Raw genomic sequence first — 22865 nt, forward strand, 5'->3', positions numbered from 1 at the left:
TCATGCGTCGAATTCAGCTCCTCACCGCGGCGGCGGCCGCACTCGTCCTGGCGGCAGGCTGTAGCTCCGGCGACAGCACCAAAGACGCGAAATCGGGCAGCGACTCCCCGACGATCGCGCTGCTGCTCCCGGAATCCAAGACCACCCGTTACGAAGCCTTCGACCGCCCGCTGTTCGAGGCGAAGGTCAAGCAGCTCTGTGGCAACTGCAAGGTGCTCTACTTCAACGCCGACCAAGACGCGGCGAAACAGCAGGGCCAGTTCGAATCCGCGCTCACCCAGGGCGCCGACGTCATGGTGTTCGACGCGGTCAACGCGGATGCCGTTGCGCCACAGGTGAACACGGCGCGGCAGAAGAAGATCCCGGTGGTCGCCTACGACCGGCTGATCTCCGGCATCGGCTACGAGTACTACGTGTCCTTCGACAATGTGAAGGTCGGCAAGGTGCAGGGTGAGGCCCTGCTCGCCGAGCTGGCCAAGCGCGGCACCACCGACAAGGGCCAGCTGGTGGTGATCAACGGATCGCCGACCGATCCCAGCGCGGGCGACTACAAGAAGGGTGCGCACGAGGCGCTGGACGGCAAGGTGAAGATCGGGCGCGAATTCGACACTCCCGACTGGTCGCCGGACAAGGCGCAACAGCAGATGGAGCAGGCCATCACCGCGCTCGGCAAGGACGCGATCGTCGGCGTGTACTCGGCCAACGACGGCATGGCCGGCGGCGCGATCGCGGCGCTGAAGCGGGCCGGCTACGCGACGCTGCCGCCGCTGACCGGACAGGACGCGGAACTCGCAGGCGTGCAACGGATTCTGACCGGCGAGCAGACCATGACCATCTACCTGGACTACCGCGCCCAGGCGGAGAAGGCGGCCGAGCTGGCCGTCGCCCTCGCGAAGGGCGAGAAGCCCACGGCCCCGGCCAAGACCAACAACGGCGCGACGGACATCCCGTCCTACCTGCTCGACGCGATCGCGGTCGGCAAGGACAACATCAAGGACACCATCGTCAAGGACGGCCTCTACACCGTCGCCGATATCTGCACGCCCGATGTGGCGGCAGCCTGCCAGGCCGCAGGTATCAAATGACGGCTCCCACAACGGTTCTCTCCGCCCGCGGCCTGACCAAGCGCTACGGCGCGGTGCAGGCGCTGGCCGGCGCAGATCTCGAGGTGCACGCCGGTGAAGTGGTCGCTCTGGTCGGGGACAACGGCGCGGGCAAATCGACCCTGGTGAAGGCGATTTCGGGGGTGACCGTGGCCGACGAGGGCGAGATCGTCTTCGCCGGCGAGACGGTGCGGATCACCCGCCCGCAGGACGCGCAGGCGCTCGGCATCACCACCGTGTTCCAGGATCTGGCCCTGTGCGACAACCTCGACGTCGTCGCCAACCTGCATCTGGGCACGGAGACCAGTATCTGCAGCGTGCTCGACGAGATCGAGATGGAGCGCAGCGCACGCGATCTGCTCGCCTCGCTGGACGTGAAGATCAAGGACGTGCGCTCGCCGGTGTCCGCGCTGTCCGGCGGGCAGCGGCAGTCCGTCGCCATCGCACGGGCGCTGCTCGGACGGCCGCGGATGGTGATTCTGGACGAGCCGACCGCGGCACTCGGCGTCGAGCAGACCGCGCAGGTGCTCGCGTTGATCGGGCGATTGCGCGAGCGCGGTCTGGGCGTGCTGTTGATTTCGCACAACCTGGTCGACGTGCGCTCGGTCAGCGACCGCGTGGTGGTCTTGCGCCTCGGCCGCAACGCAGGTGAGTTCGAGACCGCCAAGGCGACTCAAGAAGATATCGTGGCAGCGATCACGGGAGCAGCTGCATGAGTGACATAGTTGTGAAAAGGCCAGTCTGGCAGGGAAGTCAAGGGCGCGGATTAGCCGATGCCGCAATGGACCGGCTACGCCGCGGCGAAGTCGGATCGGTGCCGGTGGCGATCGGCCTGGTCATCATCGGCGCGGTGTTCTACCACCTCAACGCCCATTTCCTGTCCGCGGAGAACCTGACCAACCTGGCCTTGCAGATGGCCGCGACCGGTACCATCGCCCTCGGTATCGTGCTGGTGCTGCTGCTCGGCGAGATCGACCTGTCGGCCGGTTCGGTCAGTGGCCTCACCGCCGTGGTGATGACGCTGCTCTACGTGCGGCACGGCTGGAACGTCGTGCTCGCCGTGCTCGCCGCCATCGCGGTCGGCGCCGCGATCGGTCTGCTGCACGGCCTCATGCGGACGATGCTGAGCATGCCGTCGTTCGTCGTCACGCTGGCGGGTTTGATCGGCTGGCAGGGCCTGATGCTGTATCTGCTCGGTAAGGAAGGCACGGTCAACCTGCCGTTCGACCGAGGGATCGCGACCATCAGCGATACCTGGTTGCCCGCCGTGCTCGGCTGGCTCCTGGTGGTGTTGCTCGCCGGCGGGCATCTCGTCGCGAGTCTGATCACCCGGCACCAGCGGGTGCACGCGGGTCTCGACGCGACCGCCCCGGTCTGGATCGTGGCGCGCTCCGGCGGCCTCGGCATCCTGCTGGCCATCACGGTCGTCGTGCTGAACTCCGATCGCGGCGTTCCGCTGACCTTGGTGATCTTCGGCGGGCTGGTCCTCGGCCTGGACCTGATCCTGCGGCGGACTGTCTTCGGCCGCCGCATGTACGCGGTCGGCGGGAATGCGGAGGCGGCTCGCCGGGCCGGCATCAACGTCACCTGGATTCGCATCAGCGCCTTCGTCGGTTGCTCGGCGCTGGCCTGCGTCGGCGGCATCCTCGCGGCGTCGCGCCTGGTCGCGGTCAATCAGAGTTCCGGCGGCAGCGACATTCTGCTCAACGCGATCGCCGCGGCGGTGATCGGCGGGACCAGCCTGTTCGGCGGCCGCGGCCGCGCGTATGCCGCATTGCTGGGAATTCTTGTCATTCAATCGATTACGAATGGCATGCTGTTGTTGAACGTGGACTCCTCGGTGCGCTTCATGGTCACCGGTGCCGTGCTCGCGATCTCGGTCGCCATCGACTCGGTCGCGCGGCGCGGTGCCGAGGGAGCGCGCTGAGTTACGGGGGGATCTCGGGATCGCCCCTAGGAGGGCGCCTGGGCGCGGCAGGGTTGTCCCGCGTCCAGGTGGTCCCTCGATCGAAGCGACCGAGCCTGGTCTCCGCCCTCGGCATTGTGCAGTCGAGGCGTTAATGTGTACACATTCTGGTACACTTTTTATATGTTGATCGAGACGCTTTCGGTGCGAGAGGCGCGTGAGCAGCTCTCTGTCCTTCTCGACCGCTTTCGTCATGGTGACCGCGCACCCGTCGGCGTGGGTGCTCATCGCAAGACGGAGGCAGTGATGGTTCCGGTCGAAGTGTTCGAAGAATTGACCGCCGAGCGAACTCGGGCGCAGGCTATGGCGATGGGGTCCATTCGAGCTGAAGGTGTCGAGCCGACTGCCGATGCCCAAGCGATCGTAGAGCGGTGGACGCGTGGTGAGATCACCACCGCGCAGATGCGCGAACTCGGTCGGCGCTTGCATGGCGCCGGGTGACCAGCGACCCGTACCTCGACCCCGGCTCCGGGGTGCTGCGAAACCGACTCGGCATCGACGATGCTGTGCGGCTGCGGCAGGTCGAGGCCGATTTGACCCTATTCGCCTTGGTGGATCTGTCGACCCGGGTATTGCACGGCAACTACGACCTCGATCACCTCTGTGTCTTCCATCGCGAGATCTTCGGTGAGATCTATTCATGGGCCGGGGAGGTTCGAGTGGTCGGCATCGCGAAGTCCGACCCCTTCTGTCTGCCTCAATTCATTGAAACCTACTCGGCAGAAGTCTTCCGCCAGTTGGCTCGTGAACAGCACTTGCGCGGGTTGCCCGGTGACGAATTCATCGATCGACTCACGTACTTCTTCGCCGAAGTCAACGCAATCCACCCGTTTCGCGAGGGCAATGGCCGCACGCAGCGAGCGTTCTTTCGCCAACTGGCGCTGGAAGCCGGCTGGCTGATCGACTGGTCCAGACTGGAACCGGATGAGAATGTGCACGCGTCCATGTCGGCGCTACGCGGCGATCTCCGGCCGATGTCGGCTCTTTTTCGATCGCTGATCAGTCCGGCCTGAACCAACGCAATGGGCCGATCAGCTGGTGGTCGGCGGGGCGATCGAGGCGGGCATCCGGGCCTGCTCGGCCAATCTGCAGTACCGGCTCGACCAAATCGGCATCCCCGCCACCTTCGACTTCACCCCGACCGGAACCCACTCCTGGGGATACTGGCAGGACGCGTTCGTGGCGTCCTGGCCGGTACTCGCCAAGGGCCTCTACAGCTGACCGTCCGCCCGACCGCAGACCTGTGACCCACGTCATCCGACGTAGTAGGCTGCGGTCGGCATAGGGTGGGCTAAGGTGGGTAAACAGATGCAGATATGCGCATATGTGGCGGTGATGAAAGCGGGCGGCTAATGGGACATGAACACGAGCACGGACACGGGCATGGGAGCGGCGGGCACTCGCACGGGGTGTCCGGCGATGCCGATCGCCGCTGGCTGACTGTCGCACTGGCACTGATCGGCGGGTTCATGCTGATCGAGGTCGTGGTCGGCCTGCTGGCGAATTCGCTGGCGCTGCTCTCGGACGCGGCGCACATGCTGACCGACGCGGCGTCGATCGTGCTGGCGCTCACCGCGATCCGGCTGGCCGCCCGCCCGGCGCGCGGCAAATACACCTACGGATTCAAGCGGGCCGAGATCCTTTCCGCGCAGGCCAACGGCATCACGCTGCTCGTGCTGGCCGGCTGGCTGACCTATGAGGCGATCCGGCGACTGCTCGATCCGCCGGAGGTGACCGGTGGGCTGGTGGTCGCCACCGCGATCGTCGGCATCGTGGTGAACGTGGCGGCGGCCTGGGCGATCAGTAAAGCGAATCGCTCCAGCCTGAACGTCGAGGGCGCGTTCCAGCACGTGCTCAACGATCTGTACGGCTTCATCGCGACCGCTGTCGCCGGCGTCGTCGTGCTGCTCACCGGATTCGCCCGCGCCGACGCGATCGCCACCCTGGTCGTCGTCGCGCTGATGGTGAAGGCCGGCCTCGGCCTGGTCCGCGAATCCGGCCGCATCTTCCTCGAAGCGGCCCCCGCCGGTGTCGACCCCGACGCCCTCGGCCGCCGCCTGGTCGAGATGCCCGGCATCGACGAGGTGCACGACCTGCACGTCTGGCAGATCACCTCCGGCAACGTCGCACTGTCCGCCCACGTGCTCGTCCAACCCGGCGCCGACTGCCACGGCCTACGCCAGCAGATCGAACGCCTCCTCGACCACGACTACGAAATCACCCACACCACCCTGCAAGTCGACCACTCCCAACTGGTCGCCGCCCCCACCACCCCCCACGCCGACCGCCTACTCCCGGTGTTGGAAGAACACTGCGACGACTCCCACGGCCCCGTCCACCGCGACCGCCCAGAGGTCGGCCACACCCACTGAGCCCCGCCCCGCACTGGGCGTCCAGCCACATTCACAGAGCGTGCACACCATTCACAGAGCCTCGGGTCCCTGTGGAAAGTGTGCACGCTCTGTGGGTTACCGCCGTGCCTCACCGCGGAGGTAGGTCGGGTACGGCAGGCGACGTGCTCAGCACTACTCCGGTGAAAACGTGGGACGAGTCTTCAGAACTATCGGCAGGTTCTCGCCGGGGATCTTTCCCGCGGAACAGGCGCACGGTTTCGGGATGTACACCTAGAGACTCCTAGAGGTGACCTGCCGAGTGAAACTGAAGACCTACCCAGGTTTTCACCGGAGTAGTGCTGAGCACGTCAGGCGGGGTACCCGACCTACCTCCGCGGTCAGGTGCGCGGCCCCCAGTTCCAGCGTGGTCATCTGGCTGTGGTTGCGTTACAAACGCTTTGGACAGAGCAGGATCGATCAGCGGCGATCTCAGCGGTAGTCCCGTGCGACTGCCGAGCATGCCTGCGAAGCGCCCCACTCTCTGGTGTCACCGACATCCGCACTCCCTGTCGAGATTCCTACCGAGAATAGGGCACGATAGCCGGCGCAGACCCTGAGTTAGGGTGCGAATCCGACTGCCTGCGCGGCGGCCTGCCATTTTGCATCGCCTCGATGCACCCATTCTGTCCGTATTTAGTTGAGTCGAGTCAAATGGTCGCTGTCGGAGATCATTTGGCGACCTTTTGACTCAGCTCGATGCTCGGCGACAGCTACCGGTAGCGGCAATGGGCTCGTCGTGGCCTCGACCGGGCGTTGGAGGCCGGGCGGATTCAAGTCCAGGTGCGGATCCCGAGTTGGGGTGCCGGTTCAAATGGTTGCTGTTGGAGATCATTTGGCCGCCTTTTGACTCGGCTCGATGGTTCCAGCCGTGGGGCTGGGGGATGGTGGCTAGGGGGTGAGGCGGGGGAAGGGGTGTTCGGCTTCTAGGAGGTAAGCGAGTTCTAGGAGGGGGCGTTCGTTGCCGTGGGTGGCGGCTAGTTGGATGCCGAGGGGGAGGCCGGTGGGGGTGAGGCCGGCGGGGAGGGTGATGGCGGGGGTGCCGGTGATGTTGTTGATGGGGGTGAAGGAGACGTAGGTGCGTAGGCGGTCGAGGAGGGTGTCGAAGGGGACGGTGGGGCTGAGGTAGCCGAGCTCGGGGGTTTCGTGGCCGAGGGTGGGGAGGAGTACGGCGTCGTAGGGGCCCAGGGCGCGTTGGTAAGTGGTGGCTGCGGCGCGTAGTCGGTAGAGCATGGCGGGGCTGCGCCAGGCGCTGCGGAGGAAGTAGCGGCGGAGGCCGAGGGTGAGGTCGTCGAGGCGGGCGGCGTCGAAGCGACGGTCGGCGAGTTTGCCGGTGGAGGCGACGAAAGTGGCCAGCAGGCCCCAGTATTGGAGGAACGCGGCCTCCAACGCGTTGTCGAACGGCATGGGGACCGGCTCGACGTGGTGGCCGTGGGATTCCAGTGTGACAGCGACCTTTTCGACCGCGTCCCGGGTCGGGCCGGCGGGCACCGGACCGCCGATGTTCTCCAGCAGCAACGCGATCCGCAGCGGCTTCGACCCCGGCCCCTCGACGTACCCGATCGGCGGTAGCGTGGGGTTGCTCCAATACTGTTCCACCGCAGCGGTATACGCGGCCGTATCGCGCACCGTCCGGGTCAGCACGCCTTCGCTCACGATATTGACCGGCAACTTGCGGGCCAGCGCGGAATCGATGTGCCGCCCCCGGCTCGGCTTCAACCCGACCAACCCGGCGCAGGCCGCGGGAATCCGGATCGATCCGCCGCCGTCGTTGCCGTGCGCGATCGGCACCACGCCGGAGGCGACCAGCGCCGCGGACCCGCCGGACGATCCACCCACCGAATAGCCGGTGTGCCAAGGGTTTCGGGTCGGACGCGCGAACGGCGGCTCGGTGGTCGCGTTGAACCCGAACTCGGGCAGCGTGCTCTTGCCGAGCACCGTCATTCCGGCACTGAGGAATTGGCGGCTGTAGGCACCATGCGTCCGCGCGGGCTTGGCCTGGAAAGCCTGGGCGCCGTGGGTCGTCGGCATCCCGGCGAGGTCGGCGTTGTCTTTCATGAACGTCGGCACCCCGTACAACGGCCCGGTCCGCTCGGCGGGCAGCAACGGCCGGTCGTAACTCTCGTAGGCGACCGCCCCCAACTCCTCGACCGCGCGCGCCCGCTGCACCGCCGCCGCGGCGAGTTCGCGCGGACTTCGTTCCCCCCTGCGCACCAGCCCTGCCAGCGCGACCGCGTCGTGCTCGCCGAGCGCGTCGTCGGCGAAGGAGTGGATGCGGGTCTGAGCGTCAGCGGTCACTCCTCGAATCTAGCGACCCGGCGCGCGGCGGACCGTCTGTCCAGTGGTGGCCGTCACGCGCATACGGTGGAACGGCAACCAGGCTTGACGAACAGGAAGGATGTCCATGGTCCCGTCGGTCTCCGACCCACTGCCGCCGCAAGGGCGAATCGGCGAACTGCTGTTCGCGCTGCCGCCCGCGGGACGGCGCTGGAGTCCCGGCCTGCGGTCCGCGGCGGCGTTCGCACTGCCCGCCGCCGTGGTCGTGGCGGCGGGGCATCCGGAGAAGGCGTTGTTCGTGTTGTTCGGCGCGTTCGCGGTGATGTACGGGGAGCGCCGGGCGTATCGCATGCGTGCTGGGGTCGTGCTCACCGCCGGTCTCGCGTTGCTCGCGTCCTGCGGCGTCGGCGCGGTGCTCGGCCACGGGCTCTCCGGCGGGCTCGGCGCCTCGCTGCTCACGGTAACCATGCTGACGATCGTCGCGGTGGTCGCCGTCTACGCGATCGATGCGTTGCGCCTCGGTCCGCCGGGCGCGCTGCTGTTCGTGATCGCCTGCGGCGGCGCGATGATGGCCGCCGAGGCAGGCATCTCGACGGCGGCTCTGTTGTCCTGCACGGCATTCGGCGTCGGTGCGTCGGTGCTGGCATCGATGGCCGGTGTCCTGCGCGACCGCCGCAAACCCGAGCGGGTCGCCGTGGAGGCCGCCATCCGCGCCGTCGACGCCTACCTGTCGGCGCGGGCCTCCGGCCGGCCCGCCATCGACCTGCGACACCAAGCGGGCGGCGCGGTCGCGGAGGCCTGGGCCGCGGTCTACGACGCGGGATTGCCGAGCAGAGCACCGGATTCGGAGCTGCTGGCCACCCTGGTCGCCGCTCGCCGCCGCCTCGCCGGCCCCGCCTACGACGACACCAACGACCTGGTCGTCGACCCGCTGATCTCGTTCGTCCGCCCCGGGGTCTGGTTCCGTCTGCGCCGTTCCCTGTCGTTCGACTCGCACGCCACCATCAGCGCTTTCCGCGTCGGCGTCGCCTGCCTGGCGGCCGGTGGACTCAGCGCCCTGCTCGGCCAGGACCGCCCGCACTGGGCGGTGTTCACCGCGCTGATGGTGTTGCAGATCGGCCCGGACCGGGTCCGCGGCAAGGTGCGCGGCATCCACCGCTTCGTCGGCACGGTCGTCGGCCTGGTGTTCTTCGGCGTGATCCACCAGCTCGCGTTCACCGGCTACGCCCTCATCGCACTGGTCGCCGCGCTGTTGTTCTGCATGGAGCTGTTCGTGCCGCGCAACTACGCCCTCGCCGCGATCTTCATCACGCCGATCGCGTTGCTCGCCGTGGGCACCACGCCCGGTGGCGCGGTCGCGCCGCTGATCCGAGATCGCTTCATCGAGACCGTGATCGGCGTCGGCGTCGCGGTACTCGTCCCGCACGTCGTCGTTCCGCGCGCGCACCGCCGCACCTTCCGCTGGATCGAAGTCCGGGTCTGTGCCGTAGCCCGTGCGCTGCTGGAACTCTCGCGCACCGAACCGGCGGGCGCGCCGGCCGTCGCGCTGACCCAGCAGCTGCAATTCGAACTGGTCGGCGTCGCCCGCACCGGAATCGACTCGGCCACCGAGGATCCGCGCTGGACCTCCGCGCACTGGCCTGCCCACGCCGCCACCGCCCACCTCGGCTACGACCTGCTCGCCGCCTACTGGGAGCTGCCGCCCGGCGCGCTGCTCACCGACCCGGACCGCTGGGCCGCGGAATTCGACGCGCTGACCGCGCTCCCCGACACTCGGTAGCACGGTGCTTACTCCTGCTAGCGTTCGAGCATGCAGGACAGTGTGACAGTGCGAATGGCCGCGCCCGCCGACGAGATCTGGGCGCTGGTCAGCGATATCACGAACACCGGGAAATTCAGTCCGGAGACCTTCGCCGCCGAATGGCTGGGCGGCGCCACCGGGCCCGCGGTGGGGGTGAAGTTCCGCGGGCACGTCAACCGCAACGGCTGGGGGCTCAAGTACTGGACCGTGTGCCGGATCATCGCCGCCGATCCAGGCCGCGAATTCGCGTTCACGGTCCTCGGCCCGGGCGGCATGTCCATCAACACCTGGACCTACCGCTTCGACCCGGTCGAGGGCGGCACCGACGTCACCGAGTCGTTCCACCTGCACAGCAACCCCGTGTTGCGGGTGTACTGGCTGCTGGCCGGGCGGGCACGCAACAAGACGAACGTCGAGGGCATGCGGGAGACATTGAACCGCATCAAGGCGTTCGTCGAGCAGTAGCTCAGTTCACACAGGGGATCGAGCTGCCGATCGTCGTCGTGACCGGCTTACCGGCATCGGGCGCGGGGTCGGCGGTGGTCGTCGGCGTGGCCTGCGTGGTCGACGCGGTGGTCGGCGTGCTCGTGCTCGAGGCCAACTCGGCGGGCATGGTGAAGTCGCTGCCGAGGGTGACCTGAATGTGTCCCGCGGTGACAGTGGACGAGGCGGTCGGGGTGAGCCCGCCCAGGGTCTCGGCCAACTGGGTCGCATCCGCCTCGGCGCCGGCGCCGTAGGTGACCTTGGTCGTGGTGAGGGTGCTGCCGAGGTTGCCGACCTCGCCCTCGCGATAGCCGAGCTTGGTCAGCGCGGTGGACAGCTTGCCCGCCATGCCGGTCGCGCTGCCCGCGTTCTGCACGTCGACCGTGCTGGTCGGCGGGTGCGCCGGGGTGGTGCTCGGCGCCTGGACCCCGAACGCCGCCCGCACTTCCTTCTTGATCGCGGCCGGATCGATGATGTTCACGTCCTGCCCGTTGATGTTGTCGTAGCGCAACACCGGCAGCGTCCGGAACTCGACCGAAATCGAGCCCGCGGCACCCAGGTTCTTGGCGAAATCGAGCAGGTCCCAGTTGTCCGAGAGCACCACGTCCTGGTGCGCCACCTTCATCAGGTCGTTCAGCTTGCCGAAGTTGGTCAGCGTGCCGGAATCCTTGAGCGACTTGGCGACCGAGGTGAGGTACGCCTGCTGCCGGTGTGTCCGGTCGAGGTCGCCGTTGTCCAGGTTGTGGCGCTGGCGGACGAACGCGAGCGCGTCGGAACCGTTCAGGTGCTGCGGCCCGGCGGGGAACTTGGCGCCGGAGTAGTAGCTGTCGTCGACCGCCTTGTTCAGGCACACGTCGACGCCGCCGAGCGCCTCGGCCAGGTGATAGAACCCGGCGAGGGCGACCTCGGCGAACCGGTCGATCGGCACGCCGGTCAGGTTGCGGACCGTGGACACGATGGACGCGCGGCCGGCCTCGCGGCCCGCGCGTTCGAGGGTGACCTGGTCCTTCTCGCCTTTGGCGATCAGCTTGGCCTCGGCGTCCGCCTTCTTCAGCCCATACGACTCTTTGATCTTGGCGTGGTCATAACCGGGGATGCCGGAAACCGCGACGTAGTCGTCGCGCGGAATGGAGAACGCGACGATCTTCTGCATGTCCGCCGGTATGTGCAGCAGGATCAGCGAATTGGCGTTGTAGCCGCCGTCGTCGCTGTCGCCCGCGTGCAGCTGGTCCAGGATCTCCTTCGACAGGGCGTTGCCGTTCTGATCCTTGCGCGAGTCCAGGCCGATCAGCAGGATGTTCAGGTCGCCGCCGAGCGAGCGGGGCGCGTCGGCGCCGATCGCGTCCGTGCGGTTGAACCCGTTGTTGAAGTCGATCTTGGCCGACCAGGCGAACCCGGTGCCGGACAGCACCGCGAGCGCGGTCACCGAGACGACGACCCGCACCCCGATCTTCGCCGCACCGCGCAGCCGATGCGGTTTCGCCGCGCGACGTGGCGGTTTCGCGGCCGCCCGCCGTGCTTTTGGCGCGGCTCGCCGATGCCGCGCGGGCCGCGCGGGCGGGTCGGTGACCCGGGCGAACTCGACTGTGTCGTCGTCGGCCATTGCCGCAGACTCTGTGCCCTGCTCTTTCCTCGGCACTCGCGCCACGGATCGTTCCTCGCCGTCTTGTTTCTCGTCCGACTCGTTCGAGAGTACGCACGCGCGTGTAATACCCAGATCATCCCTGGGTAGACGGCGGAAATCGAGGCGCGGCGACTGGGGCTCTAGGCTCGGGATCATGTCTGCTCCCGTGCTTCTCGTGCTCGGCGCCGGTCCCGGTGTCGGATTGGCTGTCGCCCGGCTGTTCGCCGATGACGGATATGCGGTATTTCTCGCCTGCCGGTTACCGTCGGAGGCCGAGCCGCTGGCCGCGCAGTTACGCGGCGAGGGCTTCGACGCGGAGGGCGTCGGCGTCGATCTGTCCGATCCGGCCGACATCGCCCGCGTGGTGACCGAGGTGGGGGAGCAACACGGCCGGATCGACGTGCTGCATTTCAACCCGAGCATGTTCCGGCAGTCGGATCCGTTGCAGCTGTCGGTGCCGGAGTTGATCGAGGACTTCACCATCGGCGCGGCGGCGCTGCTGCCCGCCGTCCAGTCGGCGCTGCCGTTCTTCGCCGAGGGCGCGCGGGTGCTGGTCACCGGGAGCGCGGCGGCGGACAAGCCGTGGAATCAGGCCGCGTCGCTCGGTGTGCAGAAGGCGGCGGTCCGCAACCTGGTCACCAGTTTGGATAACACCCTGACACCCAAGGGTTTTCGCGCAGTAGCGGTGCAGATCAACGGTGTGCTCGGCGAGGGCGCGTTCACCAGGGATCGGGTCGCCGCGGCACTGCACGCCGCCGCGATCCGGCCCTTCGGCGAGTGGACCGCGCACACCTCCTACGACGGTTGACGCCGCCGGATCGCGGCGTACTCGATCGGCATACGCGCAGGCCCGCGCAGGTTCACGTGTTCGCGATAGACCGGCGGATCCGTGGGCAGGCGCGGCGTTTCGACGCGTTGCGCGAGCCGGGTGAGCGCGATCCGCGCCTCCAGCCGGGCCAGCGGCGCGCCCAGGCAGAAGTGGGCGCCCAGCCCGAACGCGAGATGGCGGTTGTCGCGCGCCGGGTCGAAGCGATCGGGGTCAGCGAACGCCGCGGGGTCGCGCTGTGCGGCGGCGATCAGCATGACCACCAGATCGCCGCGTTCGACGGTGAGGTCGCCCACCGGAATGTCGTCGGCCGCGATGCGCGGAATCAACTGCACCGGCGGATCGAACCGCAGCGTCTCCTCGACAACGCCCTGTGCCCGTTCGGGATTCGCGCGCAGCGCGGCGAGCTCGGCGGGACGGCGCAGCAGCGCGAGGGTCGCGTTGGCGATCAGGTTGACCGTGGTTTCGTGCCCGGCGACGAGCAGCAGCGCGCAGGTGGAGATCAGCTCGTCGTGGGTCAGCATGTCCCCGGCGTCCTCCGCCGCGAGCAGCTGGGAGAGCAGGTCAGGTCCCGGGTCGGCGCGGCGGCGTTCGGTCAGCCGCTCGAAGTAGCGGCTGAGTTCGGTTCCGGCCCGCTGCAATTCGGCCGGATCGACCTGATGCTCGGCGGCATGCCGGGACGTGGGGTCCAGTGTGCGCGACAGCAACGAGGACCAATGGCTCAGCTGCGCTTCGTCTTCCAGCGGCACACCGAGCAGTTCGCAGATGACGGTCACCGGCAGCGGATAGGCGAACTCGGTGACGGCGTCGAAGGTCCCTGCCGCCGAGTGCTTGTCGAGAATGTCGTCGACCAGTTCGGTGATCCGCGGTTCGAGCTGCTGCACCACGCGCGGTGTGAACGCCTTCGACACCAGCCGCCGCAGCCGGGTGTGGTCCGGCGGATCGAGGAACAGGAACGACGGCTTCGCCCGTTCCGCAGTGGTATTCGAGGAGTCGTAGATCGGCATCGAGCTGAGTTGGAGCTTGCCCAGCGAGCGGTCGACGCTCACCCGCGGGTCGCGCAGCACGGCCGTGCAGTCGGCATGGCCGGGCACGATGACGACCGGCGCGCTGCCGATCCGGAACGGTCCGCGCTCGCGCAGCCGCGCGAACAGCGGATAGGGGTCCGGCCGCTCGGCGGGATCGAGCAACCGGATGTAATCGGCGATCGACTGTTCTGACGTCATGGGACTCCCACCTCATCGGCCCGGCACGCCGCGCTGCGCTGCGCTCGGCTGAGTAGTATTATCCCGATACCGACAGTAGGAATGCAATACCGATGACGGATGCGAAGATATCCGTATGACCATCCGACGCCCGGCCGATGATTCGGTGACCCGTGTGGTCGAGCTGCTCGGCGACCGATGGAGCATCCTGGTCATCGCCGAGGCGTTCTTCGGCGTGCGCCGGTTCAGCGATTTCGCCCGCAATATCGGCATCACCAACCGCAACCTGCTCACGAGTCGCCTGCGCATGCTGATCGACGCGGGCATCTTCGCCCGCACCGACGAGGGCGGCGGCCGGGTCGATTACCACCTCACCGCCGCGGGTCGCGAGCTGTACCCGATCATCATCGCCATGTCGGCGTGGGGCGACCGCCACCTGGCCGATCCGGACGGACCGCCGCTGATCCTCGAACATCGCACGTGCGGTCACGCGATCACACCGGTGACGGTGTGCGAGCACTGCCGCACCGAAATCGACCCGCGCGACGTCGAACCGCTGCCCGGTCCGGGCTTCCACGCGCCGCCCGCCACCGAGGCGACCGGCTGACGATCAGGGCAGGGCGAGTGCCGCCGCGGTGATCGCCTTGGCCGCCCGGTCCACGTCGGCGCCGGTCGTGCGCCAGTTGCTGAACGCGGCGCGCACCGCCGGCTGACCGTCGTAAACCGTTGGTGTCACGAAGGTTTCGCCGCTCTCGGCGATGGCGTCGACCAGAGCGTCGATCCGCTCGCCGGTCGGCCGGTCGGCGAGGGTGAAGCAGACGACGTTGAGCCGGACCGGAGCGGCCAGCCGGAGTAGCTCACTCGCGGTGAGCTGCTCGGCCAGGCTCTGCGCACTGGCGATATTGCGCCGCACGATGTCCCGGTGACCGTCGAAACCGTACGCGGTCAGCGAGAACCACGCGGTGAGCGCGCGCAACCGTCGTGAGTTCTCCGGGACGAGATGCCCGAAATCCGGTGTGTCACCGGGGGCGGTCAAGTACGCGGCGGAATTCAGGAATACGCGCAATTGCAGATCACGGTGCCGGGTGAACTGCACCGCCGCGTCGTAGGGCACGTTCAACCACTTGTGCAGGTCGACGCACACCGAATCCGCCTCGGCCAGACCGTCGACCAGCCCCGCATGCTCCGGCGTCAGTGCCGCGAACGCGCCGAACGCCCCGTCGACGTGCAGCCAGAACGGATATCGTTGCCGCAGTGCGGCAATCGCGCGCAGATCGTCGAAGTCGACGGTATTCACCGTGCCCGCATTGGCCACAACGATCGCCGGCCTGCCATCCAGCGCCGCGAGAGCTTCGGCCAGCCGATCCACGTCGATCGCCTCCCGGCCGGGCCGGGTCGGCACCAATCGCACACTGTCCCGGCCGATTCCGAGCATGGACAACGACTTGACGATGCTGGAATGCGGCGTCCCCGACAACACCGGCACCGTCCCGAGCGCGCCGACGCCGGCCTGCGCCACCGAAATCCCCAGCCGCTCACCGAGCCACTCCCGCGCGATGGCCAGGCCGACGAAATTCGACATGGTCGCGCCGCTGACGAAGGCCCCGATGTGCTGCTCCAGCCCGAACATCCGCCCGATCCAGCGCACCGTCTGGCGTTCCAGCTCGACCGCCGCGGAATCCTCGCCCGACATCGCGTTCTGATCGAGCACCCCGGTCAGCCAGTCGCCCGCGACCGACGCCGGCGTGGCGCCACCGGTGACGAAGCCGAAATACCGCGGTCCCGCGCTCCCGGAGAACTGCGGCTCCCAGCGCTCCCGGAACCGCGTGAGCGCCGCGCGCAAGCCGACGCCGCGCTCCGGAAGCTCCTCGGACCCAGCCGCTTTCGGCGCCCGCGCGACCGGCCGCGTCTCGATGCCGGTCAGTATGTCCGTCGCCGACTCGCGCACCGCGTCCAGCAGTGCGGGCAGCTCGGCGAGGTCGTTGGCCAGGTTTTCGTCCACACCCCGACGCTACGAGCGAGCCACCCGGCTTGTCGGGAGCCAGTCCGAAGATGCTGGCCTTGCTACTTCAGCGCGCTGCCGGCCTGCCACTGATCCCAGGACAGGCCCCAGTCGCCGTTCTGCCAGACGTCGAGGGGCGCGCCGCCGGTATTGCGGACCTCGACCACGTCGCCGGGCACCGCGAAGTCGTAGAACCACCGCGCGTTCTCCGGACTCAGGTTCAGGCAGCCGTGCGAGGTGTTGGTGTTGCCCTGTGCCCACACCGTGGACGCCAGCTCGTGCAGGTAGATGCCGTCCGTGCTGATCCGGGTCGCCCAGTTGATGGTTTCCTTGTAGCCGAGCCGGGAGTTGACCGGCAGGCCGAAGGTGGAGGAGTCCATGATCACCGGGTTGGCCTTGCTCATCACCGTGTAGACGCCCGGCTGGGTCCAGAAGGTGATGGTCTTGCCGCCGACGTTCTCGCTGCCGCCCATGCCCATCGAGGTCGGCATGGAACGGATCAGCTTGCCGTTCTCGAAGACCTGGACCTGCTTGTTGTTGTCGTCGGCGATGGAGACGTGCGACGCGCCGATGGTGAACGACGCCTTGGTGTCCTCCTGGCCGTACAGGCCACCGCCGAGGTCGACCGCGTAGATGTTGGCCTCGACCGAGACCTTTGTGCCGGACGGGTAGTACTCCTTCGGCCGCCAGTGCACGTGCTGGTTGTCGAGCCAGTACCACGAACCCTCCAGCGGCGGGGTCGTGGTGACCTTCAGCCGCTTCTCGGCGAGCGCCCGATCCGGGACGTCCTCGTCGAAGTGCGCGGCGATCACCGCGCCCACGCCGAAGGTGCCGCCGTCGAGCAGTCCGCCGCCGGTGGTCTCGAAGTACACCTTGGTCTGGTTGTTCGGCGTCAGCGTGGAGAACGTCGAGGTGAGCGGGCCGCTGCGGCCGGTGATCGTCAGGCCCTCGGCGGTGATCGTGTACGAGTGGCCGTAGCCGACCGGTTCGGTGGGTTTCCACGCCGTCTTGTCCGGCGTGAAGATGCCCTCGATGGGCTTGCCCTTCTCGTTGGTCATGGTGACCGAGGTCAGCACGCCGTCACCCGCGGTCACCTGGACCGGCGTCTTCGGATCGACATCCTTCGCGCCCGACGCCGGAGTGATGGAGATCGCGGGCGGCGCGGGATCGGCCGATCCCGGCTTCTTCGACTCCGACGTTGAACAACCGGCAACCACCAGCGCGGTAACCAGGACGACTATCCCGGCCACACTGGATCGGAAGCGGCGACTCGACATGATTTCTCCTGTGTTCGCCGTGCGCTTCCCGCTGCGCACCCTCGACTTACTATCCCGCTCAGCAGTTTACCGGCCCGCGAGAGGGTGCTTTCGCCAGTGGAGCCCCGTCAGTTGTCGGGGCCTAGCCGGAACTGGATCGCCAGCTGCTGGGCGGCTTCATCGCCGAGGAACGGCTGAAGGAGGAGAAAGAGAATCATCGACATCGACACTGGCCCCGATCACGAAACGCGGTACTTCGTTCCCCCGTGGTCGCCGAGCCCCGACCTCGACGGCACAGCCCGACCTGGCACACATTCGATTCCCAGGTTATGGCGGCCGACGGTGGTCGGCAACCGTGCCGATGCCGCCCGGGCGTGGCGCCGACCAGTGGCGAGCGCCACAGCGGATCTGCCGGATACTTGTTGACGGCTCATGTTTGCTCATGATTTGCTGGCTCATCTTCGAGCGATCTACCGGCACGATGGGAAGGGCTTGTGATGATCAGCATGACAACCGCTCCGCAGGACCGGAGACGCATCGGCGCCCGGAGCAACGGCTCCGCCGGGCTACCCGACGCGGCCGTCGAACGCGCCGCGATCGAACGCTTCTACGAACTGCTGTTCCTCCAGGACCACGAGCAGATCCTGGACCTGGTCGCCGCCGACGTGCGGTTCCACGCGCCGTGGCAACTGCCCGGCCTACCGGACACCATCCAGGGCCGCGCGGAGCTGGGCGAGAGCATGCTCTGGTGGAGCACCGAGCTCTGGCAGCCGGGCAGCCTGTGCCGCATCGCCGTGCGCCCGTTCGCCGCACCGCACTCCTGGTTCGCCAATATCGAAGGCGACTTCACCGCGCTGGAGAGCCAACGTCATTACCACGCGACATTTCTCAGCGAGATCCGGTTCCGGGACGGCCAGATCGCCGAGGTGCAACAGCATCACAACACGCTGAACCAGGTCATCGCGCTGGGCGCGGACGTGCCCGGCATCAATGTGCCCGGCTACGGCGTTGCCGCGCACCGGGATTGCGCGACCGAGGTCGCCTGACGACTCACCGGGCGGCGGGATGCGGCGCGTTGATCCGGAACGAGTCGGCCGAGGCGTAGTTCCAGTCCTCGCGCCAGGCCGCCGGCGTCTCGGCGAGCAGCTCTCCGGGAGTGAGCCATTCGTACAATTCGGCGTAGGAGCGGACGGTGGTCGCGGAAATCCGTTTGCGCAGCATATGCGGGGTGAGATCGGCCGGCTGCCGAACGCCGAGGGTAGCCATCAATCCGACGGCCTGCTCGACGACCGCCTGGTGGTAGCGCTGGACCCGAATGCTCTTGTCCGCCACGTCGAGTGCGCGGGCGCGCTTGGGGTCCTGCGTGGCCACCCCGACCGGGCACTTGTTGGTATGGCAGACCGTGGCCTGGATGCAGCCGACCGCCATCATCATGGCCCGCGCGGAATTGGTGAAGTCGGCACCCTGGATCAGCCGGATGACGATATCGCTTGCGGTGGCGACCTTTCCGCTGGCGCCCAGCTTGATCCGGTCCCGCAGTCCGGTGCCGACCAGCGCGTTGTGCACGGTCATCAGCCCATCGGTGAGCGGCAGGCCGACGTGGTCCTCGTATTCCAGTGGCGCGGCGGCGGTTCCGCCCTCGGCGCCGTCGACGGTGATGAAGTCCGGCGTGATCCCCTCGGCCACCATAGCCTTGCAGAACGCGATCACGTCGATCCGGGAGCCGACGCAGAGCTTGAAGCCGACCGGCTTGCCGCCGGACAGTTCGCGCAGGCGCGCGATGAACTCGATCATCTCCCGCGGTGTCGAGAAGGCCGAATGCATCGGCGGGCTCACGCATTTCACGTGCGCCGGCACGCCGCGGAAGCCGGCGATCTCCGGGGTCACCTTCGCCGCGGGCAGCACGCCGCCGATGCCCGGCTTCGCACCCTGGCTGAGCTTCAACGAGATTGCCTTGACCCGGTCGTCGGCGGCCTTGTCGGCGAACCGCGCCGGGTCGAACTCGCCTGTCTCGGTGCGAGCGCCGAAGTATCCCGACCCCAGCTCCCAGATCAGGTCGCCGCCACCTTCCAGGTGATAGGTGGTGAGTCCGCCTTCGCCGGTGTCGTGCGCGAAACCACCAAGGGCCGCACCGCGATTCAAGGCGCGGATGGCGTTGGCGGACAGCGCGCCGAAGCTCATCGCCGAGACGTTCAGCAGCGACATCGCGTAAGGCTTGGTGCAATCCGGCCCGCCGACCACGACCCGCGGCGGCTCTTGGGGTGCGGACACCGGCGCGATCGAATGCACCAGGTACTCGCTGCCGATCGCGCTCAGGTCGCGTTCGGTGCCGAAGGACTGATCGCCGTGAATTCCCTTGGCGCGCTCATAGATCGTCGAGCGGACCTCGCGGTCGTAGGGGCGGCCGTCGAAATTGCGCTCCACGAAGTACTGCTGGATCTCTGGCCGGATCTCTTCGAGCAGATAGCGCAGATGCCCGAGCAGTGGATAGTTCCGCAGCAACGAGTGCTTGCGCTGGAGCAGGTCGTAGATGCCGAGCAGCAGCAGGGCCCCGAGCAGGATCAGCACGACCGACCAGGCCCAGCCGCCGATCACGGCGGCGAAGCCGACGATCAGCACCAGCGGAACCAGCGCGCCGAACAGGAAGAAACGCAGCATCGGCCATCCTTCTGAGCGAATGCGACCTGGAGTGGGATCCCACCCGACAGCGCAACCGATCCTACTGATCCGGGCCGGGCGGATGGGTGACCGTGATCAGGTCGAGTGGGTCGCGGCCGGCTGGACGGGCGGCATCGTGCCTGAGCTGGCAGGCTCGGGGGATGGTTATCCAGCGGTTCATTGTGTACGGGGCGGGTGCGGTCGGCGGCAGCCTCGGCGGGCTGCTGCACCGGGCGGGGCACCGGGTCGTGCTCATCGCGCGCGGCCCGCACCTGGACGCGATCCGGTCGGATGGGCTGCGCCTGGTGACCGGGGACGGTGCCGAGTCGTTGCCGATCGAGGCCGTGTCGAGTCCGGCGGAGCTGGACAGCGCGCCCGGCGACGTGGTGCTGCTGGCGATGAAGGGCATGAATACCGAAGCGGCGCTGCGGGACCTGGCCGCGGTGGTCGATCCGGCGACGCCGATCGTGTGCGTGCAGAACGGCGTCGCCAACGAGCGCGCGGCGTTGCGCTTGTTCCCGAATGTGTACGGCGTCTGCGTGATGTTCCCGAGCACGCACCTGGAGCCGGGCGTCGTGGAGCCGTACGCGTGGCCGGTGCCCGCCATCCTCGATATCGGCAGATATCCGGCCGGCATCGATGCGACGGCGGAAGCCATTGCGGCGGCGTTCCGTTCGGCGGGCTGCCATTCCGAGCCGCGCGCGGACGTCATGCGCTGGAAGTACCACAAGCTGCTGATGAACCTCGGCAACGCGATCGACGCGACGGTCCGGCCGGGCGACGGCGTCGCCGAGCTGCTGGAACTCGCCCAGGCCGAGGGAATGAGAGTCCTTGACGCGGCGGGCATCCCGTTCGTCTCGCCGGCGCAGGATCGGGCGCGGCGCGGCGACATCTTGCGGATCGACGGCGCCCGCCGGTCCGGCAGTTCGTCGTGGCAGAGCCTGGCCCGCGGCACCGGCACCATCGAAACCGACTACCTCAACGGCGAAATCGTGCTCCTCGGCCGCCTGCACGGCGTGCCGACCCCGGTCAACGAGCGGATTCAGCTACTGGCCAACTCATTCGCTCGCGACGGTCGAGCGCCCGGATCGCTCGCCGCGAACGACCTGCTCGCGGCGCTCGGCCAGCCCGTGCTGTGATAGAACTGGCCGGTAGTTCGGCCGAATGCGGCCGGTGTCGGCGGTCGAAGGAGGCGCGTTTGTCCATGATCACGGTTACCCGCGAGATCGCCGTCCCGCCGGAACGGGTCTGGTCGGTGATCACCGACCTCGACCGCACCGACGAGGTGATCCGGGGAATCACCAAGCTGGAACGGGTCGGCAGCGGCACCGGCTTCGAGGTCGGCACCAGCTGGCGAGAGACTCGGGTCATGCTCGGCAAGTCCGCCACCGAGACGATGACCGTGACGGCCATCGTGCCCGGCCAGTCCTACACCACGGAAGCCGATTCGCACGGCACCCACTACCGGTCCATCTTCACCGTCACGGCCAAGGGCGACAACACCCTGCTGGCACTGGGTTTCGAAGGGGTACCGGAAGGCAAGGTCGGCCGGGTGGCCGCCTTCCTCGGCAAGCTGTTCGAGGGTCCGACCCGCCGCATGCTCCGCCGCGACCTCGACGATATCGCCGCCGCGGCGGAGCAGCGCTGAGCTACTGGGCCGTGGGCCGGATATCGAGCAGCTGCTCGAAGAAGCCGCCGATGTTGTTCACCGGGTCCACCAGGTGGATCTCCAGAATCCAATGGCAGATCCGGCCCTTGGGATCGAGGCGCCGCATCGGCGGGGTCGAGCCCTCCGCGACGTAGGAGGTCACGGCGGTGCCGGAGATCTGCTTGTGCGGGAATTCGCCCACCAGGTGCCCGGCGATCTTCGCGGTCAGCTCCCAGCCCTGCGCTTTTGCTTGATCGGAGACCCAGCCGTAGAGCTGTTCGCCGGTGATATCCGGATGCGCCTCGAAATAGGCCCGGCCCTCTTCCCAGAACGGTTCCAGCGCGTCGCGCAACTTCAGCTTGGCCGGATCGTCGCCGAGCACGTAGGTGCGCCCGAAGTCGGCCTCCCACTCCGCGAAGATCGGCCCGAAGTCCAGGAAGCAGATGTCGTCCGCGCCGATGATCCGGTCCGGCGGGTTCGAGTCGTACGGCTCGAGCGTGTTGATCCCGGATCGTACGATCCGCTTGTGCCAGAACCGCCGGGTGCCGAACATCTCGTCGGCCAGGTCGCGCACCTCGTCGCTGACCGCGGATTCGTACTTCCCCGGCGCGAGGATCCCACGCGCGATCACCTCGTCGAACAGCGCGACCGCGTTTGCCTCCGCCGCGAGCAGCGCGGAAACCCGCTCGGCCTCGACCACATCCAACGTCTCCATGATCCAGACCCTAGATCATTTCGGACGCCCGACCAGTAGTCGGTCCGGCACACGCGAGGTACCCGCGCCACCGCCGGATCAGAGACACGTTTATTGCGTCGGGTGCGGCGCGGGCGGGAAGAATCGACGTATGCCAGTGCTGACCGAAGACGCGGTCGCCGCCGAGCGGTTCACCCGATCGGCGCAGCCGGAAATCGTCACCGGCGACGGGTTGCTGCTGCGACCGTGGACAGCCGCCGACGCTCCAGCGGTTTTCGAGGCGTACCGCGATCCCGCGATCCAGCGCTGGCACGTCCGCAGTGCGGGCTCGGTCGCCGAGGTGCGGGACTGGCTCGAACAATGGGCGCAGACCTGGGGCACGGGCACCGGCGCCCACTGGGCGGTCGCCGACCTCGAGACCGGGCGGCTCGTCGGCCGGGCCGCGCTGAAGAATCTGGAGCTGGCCGACGGTGTGGCCGAGGTCGCCTACTGGACGATGCCTGCCGCGCGCGGCCGGGCGGTCACGCCGCGTGCGGTCGTCGCGATGACGAGCTGGGCCTTCGAGGTCGGTTTCCATCGCCTCCAGTTGACCCACTCGGTGGCGAACCAGCAGTCCTGCCGGGTGGCCGCCAAGCTCGGCTTCGCCCTGGAGGGGACCATGCGCAGCGCGGCCCTGCACGCCGACGGCTGGCACGACATGCATCTGCATGCCCGGATCGAGAGCGGGTACCCGGCCCGCATGAGTGGACCGGAGAAGGATCGGACGACGGCCGAAGTGCAACAGCAGGAGCCGGATTTCGCCGACGAGCATTCGAAGCCGACGCACGCCGACGAGCATCCGCAAGGGGCCGAACTCGAAACCGACGAGTCGACCCCGGACGGGCACAGCGGAATGGATGCCTAGCGGCCAGGTGCCGGAGGCCCGGAACCGG

At 67.9% G+C, this 22865-nt stretch carries 22 protein-coding genes; 15 read left to right on the plus strand and 7 right to left on the minus strand.

The genetic code is table 11. The features are described from left to right. The first annotated feature begins 2 nt into the window (after positions 1-2). The 7 genes from ACFYO1_RS00675 to ACFYO1_RS00705 all read left to right on the plus strand — a co-directional run bounded on the left by ACFYO1_RS00675 (position 3) and on the right by ACFYO1_RS00705 (position 5441). On the plus strand, positions 3-1085 hold the full coding sequence (locus tag ACFYO1_RS00675) for a sugar ABC transporter substrate-binding protein (RefSeq protein ID WP_387225775.1): 1083 nt from the start codon (positions 3-5) through the stop codon (positions 1083-1085). Next, complete coding sequence (locus ACFYO1_RS00680) at positions 1082-1819, plus strand: ATP-binding cassette domain-containing protein (RefSeq protein WP_387225777.1); 738 nt, start codon at positions 1082-1084, stop codon at positions 1817-1819. The genes ACFYO1_RS00675 and ACFYO1_RS00680 overlap by 4 nt, the downstream gene beginning before the upstream one ends. 65 nt (positions 1820-1884) lie before the next feature. Next, positions 1885-3030 carry a sugar ABC transporter permease gene (locus ACFYO1_RS00685; protein ID WP_387225779.1) on the plus strand — a complete coding sequence of 382 codons (1146 nt, stop codon included), beginning with the start codon at positions 1885-1887 and terminating at the stop codon, positions 3028-3030. Positions 3031-3192: 162 nt separating this feature from the next. Beyond that, entirely contained in the window at positions 3193-3510 is a 318-nt protein-coding gene (locus ACFYO1_RS00690; protein WP_387225781.1) for a hypothetical protein, read from the plus strand. After that, positions 3507-4082 carry a Fic/DOC family protein gene (locus ACFYO1_RS00695; protein WP_387225782.1) on the plus strand — a complete coding sequence of 192 codons (576 nt, stop codon included), beginning with the start codon at positions 3507-3509 and terminating at the stop codon, positions 4080-4082. Before ACFYO1_RS00690 ends, ACFYO1_RS00695 begins: the two co-directional genes overlap by 4 nt. A 25-nt stretch (positions 4083-4107) precedes the next feature. Next, the gene (locus ACFYO1_RS00700) at positions 4108-4290 is read left to right on the plus strand and encodes a hypothetical protein (protein WP_387225784.1); all 183 of its coding nucleotides are present in this window, start codon (positions 4108-4110) and stop codon (positions 4288-4290) included. 131 nt (positions 4291-4421) lie between these two features. Further along, positions 4422-5441: a cation diffusion facilitator family transporter gene (locus ACFYO1_RS00705; RefSeq protein WP_387225786.1), complete on the plus strand. Its 1020-nt coding sequence runs from the start codon at positions 4422-4424 to the stop codon at positions 5439-5441. A gap of 909 nt (positions 5442-6350) precedes the next feature. Here ACFYO1_RS00705 and ACFYO1_RS00710 read toward each other — a convergent pair. Beyond that, positions 6351-7757 (minus strand): amidase, encoded by a 1407-nt coding sequence (locus tag ACFYO1_RS00710; RefSeq protein WP_387225788.1) that lies wholly within the window; start codon positions 7755-7757, stop codon positions 6351-6353. Between the two features lie 106 nt (positions 7758-7863). On the opposite strand from ACFYO1_RS00710, the gene ACFYO1_RS00715 reads away from it, so the two are divergent. After that, positions 7864-9516: an FUSC family protein gene (locus ACFYO1_RS00715; protein ID WP_387225790.1), complete on the plus strand. Its 1653-nt coding sequence runs from the start codon at positions 7864-7866 to the stop codon at positions 9514-9516. 30 nt (positions 9517-9546) lie between these two features. After that, positions 9547-10002, plus strand: coding sequence for an SRPBCC family protein (locus ACFYO1_RS00720; RefSeq protein WP_387225792.1), 456 nt, complete (start codon positions 9547-9549; stop codon positions 10000-10002). Position 10003: 1 nt separating this feature from the next. On the opposite strand, the gene ACFYO1_RS00725 is transcribed toward ACFYO1_RS00720, so the two are convergent. Beyond that, the gene (locus ACFYO1_RS00725) at positions 10004-11623 is read right to left on the minus strand and encodes an LCP family protein (RefSeq protein WP_387225794.1); all 1620 of its coding nucleotides are present in this window, start codon (positions 11621-11623) and stop codon (positions 10004-10006) included. 175 nt (positions 11624-11798) lie between these two features. Between ACFYO1_RS00725 and ACFYO1_RS00730 the strand changes: the two genes are divergently transcribed. Then, positions 11799-12452: an SDR family NAD(P)-dependent oxidoreductase gene (locus ACFYO1_RS00730; RefSeq protein WP_387225796.1), complete on the plus strand. Its 654-nt coding sequence runs from the start codon at positions 11799-11801 to the stop codon at positions 12450-12452. On the opposite strand, the gene ACFYO1_RS00735 is transcribed toward ACFYO1_RS00730, so the two are convergent. Continuing rightward, entirely contained in the window at positions 12440-13696 is a 1257-nt protein-coding gene (locus ACFYO1_RS00735; protein WP_387225797.1) for a cytochrome P450, read from the minus strand. The genes ACFYO1_RS00730 and ACFYO1_RS00735 overlap by 13 nt on opposite strands. Before the next feature lie 115 nt (positions 13697-13811). On the opposite strand from ACFYO1_RS00735, the gene ACFYO1_RS00740 reads away from it, so the two are divergent. Beyond that, on the plus strand, positions 13812-14282 hold the full coding sequence (locus ACFYO1_RS00740; protein WP_387225799.1) for a winged helix-turn-helix transcriptional regulator: 471 nt from the start codon (positions 13812-13814) through the stop codon (positions 14280-14282). A 3-nt stretch (positions 14283-14285) separates the two neighbouring features. Here the strand turns inward: ACFYO1_RS00740 and ACFYO1_RS00745 are convergent, their stop codons facing one another. Beyond that, the gene (locus ACFYO1_RS00745) at positions 14286-15677 is read right to left on the minus strand and encodes a pyridoxal phosphate-dependent decarboxylase family protein (protein ID WP_387225800.1); all 1392 of its coding nucleotides are present in this window, start codon (positions 15675-15677) and stop codon (positions 14286-14288) included. Positions 15678-15739: 62 nt separating this feature from the next. Next, positions 15740-16954 carry an Ig-like domain-containing protein gene (locus tag ACFYO1_RS00750; RefSeq protein WP_387225802.1) on the minus strand — a complete coding sequence of 405 codons (1215 nt, stop codon included), beginning with the start codon at positions 16952-16954 and terminating at the stop codon, positions 15740-15742. A gap of 485 nt (positions 16955-17439) precedes the next feature. On the opposite strand from ACFYO1_RS00750, the gene ACFYO1_RS00755 reads away from it, so the two are divergent. Beyond that, positions 17440-17979: a nuclear transport factor 2 family protein gene (locus ACFYO1_RS00755; protein ID WP_387225804.1), complete on the plus strand. Its 540-nt coding sequence runs from the start codon at positions 17440-17442 to the stop codon at positions 17977-17979. 4 nt (positions 17980-17983) lie between these two features. On the opposite strand, the gene ACFYO1_RS00760 is transcribed toward ACFYO1_RS00755, so the two are convergent. Next, a complete protein-coding gene (locus tag ACFYO1_RS00760) occupies positions 17984-19591 on the minus strand; it encodes an FMN-binding glutamate synthase family protein (RefSeq protein WP_387225807.1) in 1608 nt (535 codons plus the stop codon). 161 nt (positions 19592-19752) lie between these two features. Between ACFYO1_RS00760 and ACFYO1_RS00765 the strand changes: the two genes are divergently transcribed. Both ACFYO1_RS00765 and ACFYO1_RS00770 read left to right on the plus strand, forming a co-directional pair. Then, the gene (locus tag ACFYO1_RS00765) at positions 19753-20730 is read left to right on the plus strand and encodes a ketopantoate reductase family protein (RefSeq protein WP_387225809.1); all 978 of its coding nucleotides are present in this window, start codon (positions 19753-19755) and stop codon (positions 20728-20730) included. A gap of 65 nt (positions 20731-20795) precedes the next feature. Further along, a complete protein-coding gene (locus ACFYO1_RS00770; RefSeq protein ID WP_387225811.1) occupies positions 20796-21239 on the plus strand; it encodes an SRPBCC family protein in 444 nt (147 codons plus the stop codon). 1 nt (position 21240) lies between these two features. Here the strand turns inward: ACFYO1_RS00770 and ACFYO1_RS00775 are convergent, their stop codons facing one another. Continuing rightward, on the minus strand, positions 21241-21945 hold the full coding sequence (locus ACFYO1_RS00775; RefSeq protein ID WP_387231628.1) for a M24 family metallopeptidase: 705 nt from the start codon (positions 21943-21945) through the stop codon (positions 21241-21243). Positions 21946-22084: 139 nt separating this feature from the next. Here ACFYO1_RS00775 and ACFYO1_RS00780 point away from each other — a divergent pair, with 139 nt between their 5' ends. Continuing rightward, positions 22085-22837, plus strand: a complete 753-nt coding sequence (locus ACFYO1_RS00780) for a GNAT family N-acetyltransferase (RefSeq protein WP_387225814.1) — start codon at positions 22085-22087, stop codon at positions 22835-22837. Positions 22838-22865: the final 28 nt, after the last annotated feature.

This window comes from Nocardia sp. NPDC006044 (genome assembly GCF_042871115.1).
Taxonomy (GTDB): Bacteria; Actinomycetota; Actinomycetes; order Mycobacteriales; family Mycobacteriaceae; genus Nocardia.